At 42.1% G+C, this 4,157-nt stretch carries 4 protein-coding genes and 1 pseudogene (1 of these 5 only partly in view); 1 reads left to right on the top strand and 4 read right to left on the bottom strand.

Features of this window, described 5'->3' with window-relative positions; translation table 11 throughout:
• The 4 genes and pseudogenes from corC to miaB form a co-directional block, all read right to left on the bottom strand.
• Window positions 1–497, bottom strand: a pseudogene (gene corC, locus L655_RS01000000125725) (CNNM family magnesium/cobalt transport protein CorC); it reaches 395 nt to the left of the window's first position.
• A gap of 22 nt (window positions 498–519) precedes the next feature.
• Window positions 520–978, bottom strand: coding sequence for an rRNA maturation RNase YbeY (ybeY, locus tag L655_RS0115695; RefSeq protein ID WP_024605540.1), 459 nt, complete (start codon window positions 976–978; stop codon window positions 520–522).
• 4 nt (window positions 979–982) lie between these two features.
• Window positions 983–2,044: a PhoH family protein gene (locus L655_RS0115700; RefSeq protein WP_024605541.1), complete on the bottom strand. Its 1,062-nt coding sequence runs from the start codon at window positions 2,042–2,044 to the stop codon at window positions 983–985.
• Between the two features lie 50 nt (window positions 2,045–2,094).
• Complete coding sequence (miaB, locus tag L655_RS0115705; RefSeq protein WP_002958544.1) at window positions 2,095–3,543, bottom strand: tRNA (N6-isopentenyl adenosine(37)-C2)-methylthiotransferase MiaB; 1,449 nt, start codon at window positions 3,541–3,543, stop codon at window positions 2,095–2,097.
• A gap of 254 nt (window positions 3,544–3,797) precedes the next feature.
• Between miaB and L655_RS0115710 the strand changes: the two genes are divergently transcribed.
• Window positions 3,798–4,157, top strand: a 360-nt coding sequence (locus tag L655_RS0115710) for an NAD(P)-binding protein (protein WP_029752024.1), incomplete at its 3' end; no start/stop codon positions are given.

A 4,157-nucleotide genomic window follows, 5' to 3' on the forward strand; every position in this document is an offset into this window, starting at 1 on the left:
ACAGCCATATGGTAGCGTTGCTGACGGAATTCGTTTAGCAATGTATCAACACGTTTGCTTTCAGGTACTACCATTGCTGGGCGTAAATAATCACGTATTGATGGTAAATGCTCGTCTTTATTTAAGATTAGTGGCAATAAATCTTTAGCGAGTAAAAAACCTTCTACATGATCTTTGTCTTCAATCACCACTGGAAAACGTGAGTGAGTTGAGTCAACCATCATTGGAATTAGTTCTTCAAGCGGGCTGTCGATCTCAAGAGTGATCATTTGTGAGCGCGGAACCATTATGTCTCGCACTTTAAGCTCAGACACGCCAAGCACACCTTCTATCATCTCTTTTGTTTCTGGATCGATTACGTCTCGTTCTTGCGCATCGGCAATAACTTCGACCAGCTCTTCTCTATTCTGGGGTTCCCCTTGCAACATTTGGGCTATTCTGCCCAACCACGTTTTGCCAGAAGAACCCTGGCTAGATTGCGAGTTACCGTCGCTCATTGCGTCTAATTGCTCCGTTAATTTAAATATCGTCCCGGTATGGGTCTGCTATGTTTAGCTCTGCAAGTAATTGCTTTTCGATGCTTTCCATCTCTAAAGCGTCTTCACTCTTTATATGGTCAAATCCAAGCAAATGCAAGCATCCGTGAATAACCATGTGAGCAAAGTGGTCATGAAATGACTTCTCTTGCTCAATTGCTTCAGCTAATACAATGGCTGGGCAAATAATTAAATCACCAACCAAGGGAATATCTATGCCTGGTGGTGCTTCAAATTCGAACGACAGTACGTTGGTCGGTTTATTTTTACCGCGATAGTCGTTATTAAGTTGTTGCGATTGCGCTTCGTCGCTAATAACGATACTGAGTTCGGACTCATCACGGTATTGGCTGAGGGCTTTGTCGGCCCATTGCGCAAATTGTTCTTCGCTTGGGAGGTTGTCAAACTCACAGGCTATTTGTAAATCAAGTTCGGTTGTCAAAGTATTACTCTTTAGTAGTAGGCTGTTGAAGAGCAGCGAGTGCGTCTTTTGCATTTTGCTTTTCAATGCGCTTAAGTCGCTCGCTTTCGTCGTTACGCTCGTAGGCTTCAACTATGCGTGCTACAACAGGGTGACGTACTACGTCGTGGGCTTTGAAGTAGTTAAAGCTAATTTCGTTTACGCCATCAAGTACTTCAATTGCATGGCGAAGGCCTGAGCGTGTGCCACGAGGTAAATCGACCTGTGTAATATCGCCTGTAATCACCGCTTTTGAGTTAAACCCTATACGGGTTAAAAACATTTTCATTTGCTCGGCGGTGGTATTTTGGCTTTCATCTAAAATAATAAAGGCATCGTTTAAAGTACGTCCGCGCATGTAAGCAAGCGGTGCGACTTCGATGATATTTTTTTCGATGAGCTTTTCTACTTTTTCAAAACCTAGCATTTCAAAAAGAGCATCGTAAAGAGGGCGCAGGTATGGGTCTATTTTTTGACTTAAATCGCCAGGTAAAAAGCCAAGCTTTTCGCCAGCTTCTACAGCAGGGCGCGTTAGTAATATACGGCGTATTTCTTGGCGCTCAAGAGCGTCGACGGCGGNGGCTGCAACTGCAAGGTAAGTTTTACCAGTACCTGCAGGGCCAATACCAAAGGTAATGTCGTGGTTTAAAATATTAGCCACATAAACACCTTGGTTGTCGTTACGTGGTTTAATAACACCACGGCGGGTTTTAATAACCATTTCTTTGCCATAAGCGCTGCTGGATGCATCTTGCTCTAAGGCTTTTGATTCGGTAATAGCTAAATGAACGGCGTCGGGTTCTATTTCGCCTAAAACACCACGAACTGGCTGAGTATCAACATAAAGGTTTTTTAAGATTTCTACAGCGCCGGCGCAGTTGTGTAGTTTACCGGTTACTTTAAAAAAGTTGTCACGGTGAATTATTTCAACAGCCAGGTGGCGTTCAATTTGTTTGATGTTTTCGTCAAACGGGCCACATAAAGAAGAAAGGCGTTTGTTATCGGCAGGTTCTAAATAAATCTCTAATGTTTTTAACTGATTACTCAAAATTGCTTCCTATAGTACTGCGCCAGCGTTAACTGGCGCTAATTGTGTGACTAAGGAACGAAAGTAGCTACGCCAATTTCGTTAACAGTGTCTGGTTTTGGCTCTGCAGCTGCAGCTTTAGTTAAAATAGCTGAAGGAGCTACTTCACGTCGTAAGTTCATTTCTGATTCTGTACGAATTAAGTCACCACGTAAAGAGTTAGGTAGTGCTTCGGTAATACGTACATCAACAAACTGTCCGATCACTGTGTGCGGGCCAACAAAGTTTACTACACGGTTGTTTTCTGTACGGCCACGTAATTCCATAGGGTTCTTCTTAGAAGGACCTTCAACAAGTATACGTTGCTCTGTATCGAACATTTGACGACTAATTTGCTGCGCCATTTGTGTAATACGGTTTTGTAGTAAGTATAAGCGCTCTTTTTTCTCTTGCTCTGTTACGTCATCCGGCAAATCTGCCGCTGGCGTACCTGGGCGTGCGCTGTAAATAAAGCTAAAGCTCATATCAAAACCTATGTCGCTAATAAGCTTCATGGTTGCTTCAAAGTCTTCTTTGCTTTCGCCTGGGAAACCAATAATGAAATCTGACGACATACTTAAGTTAGGACGAATTTTACGTAACTTACGAATTGTCGATTTGTATTCAATTGCCGTATGGCCACGTTTCATTAGGTTTAATATACGGTCTGAACCACTTTGTACTGGTAAATGTAAGTGATCTACAAGCTCTGGTACATCGGCGTAAACGTCGATTATATCTGGGGTAAATTCTACCGGGTGCGATGTGGTGTAACGAATACGGTCAATACCATCAATAGCTGCTATAAGACGAATTAAATCAGAGAAGTAACAAATTTCGCCATCGTGCGTATCGCCGCGGTATGCATTTACGTTTTGACCTAAAAGATTTACTTCACGTACGCCTTGCTCTGCAAGTTGTGCAACTTCAAGTAGTACGTCATCTACTGGGCGACTAACTTCTTCACCGCGGGTATAAGGTACAACACAAAAAGTACAGTACTTAGAACAGCCTTCCATAATTGATACGAAAGCAGATGGGCCATCTGCTTTTGGCTCTGGCAGGCGGTCAAATTTTTCAATCTCTGGGAATGAAATATCAACAACAGATGAGCCTTTGTCGCCTTGCACTTGTTTAATCATTTCTGGTAAACGGTGTAGCGTTTGCGGACCAAAAATAACATCTACAAATGGTGCACGTTGGCGAATAGAGTCACCTTCTTGTGAGGCAACACAACCACCTACACCAATGATTAAATCTGGCTTGTCGTCTTTTAATAACTTCCAGCGACCTAATTGGTGAAATACTTTTTCTTGTGCTTTTTCACGAATTGAACAGGTGTTAAGTAAGATTACGTCGGCATCTGTTGCATCTTCAGTTAGCTGGTAGCCGTTGGTGGCATCTAAAAGTTCAGCCATTTTCTGAGAGTCGTATTCGTTCATCTGACAACCCCAGGTTTTAATATGCAGCTTTTTGCTCATTGAAATATAGCCTCGTGTTCAATTCGATAGTGGCACAAAAATGTGCTTGAAACAGGATTAAGGAGCAAGCATGCTCACTTAAAGGAGGCGTATTTTAGCTGGATACCCGTCCAGATCCAAGTATAGTTTTCATGTTTGTGATCTCAAATCAATACGAGGCGAGTTTAATCAGCGGTTAGTGATACCTCTGGTATAAAACAAATTAATTTTGATACAATCAAAACAGACTCAAGTAATAATAAAATGATGAAAACATGACTAAAAATAATGTGATAGTAGTTGGTGGTGGCATGGTTGGCGCGGCTATGGCGATAAAGCTTGCTCAACAGGGCTTTGGCGTACGCATAATCGAAAAACACCTAATAGACCCATCACAGATTCTTAGTAGTGATAAGGTTGATATTAGAGTGTCGGCTATTAATCGTTTTTCAGAAAATTTACTTGATGAATTAGGGGCAATGCCGCTTTTAAGGCAAAACCGCATAGCGCCTTATCAGCAATTGGAGGCATTTGAGCGCGGTGGTGATAATTTATTGTTTGACTGCGCCGATATAAACACCACGCATTTAGGCCACTTAATTGAAAATAGTTTAATTCAAGCAAGTTTATGGCAG

Origin of the sequence: Pseudoalteromonas sp. TAE79, from assembly GCF_000498015.1 — a bacterium.
GTDB lineage: Bacteria > Pseudomonadota > Gammaproteobacteria > Enterobacterales > Alteromonadaceae > Pseudoalteromonas.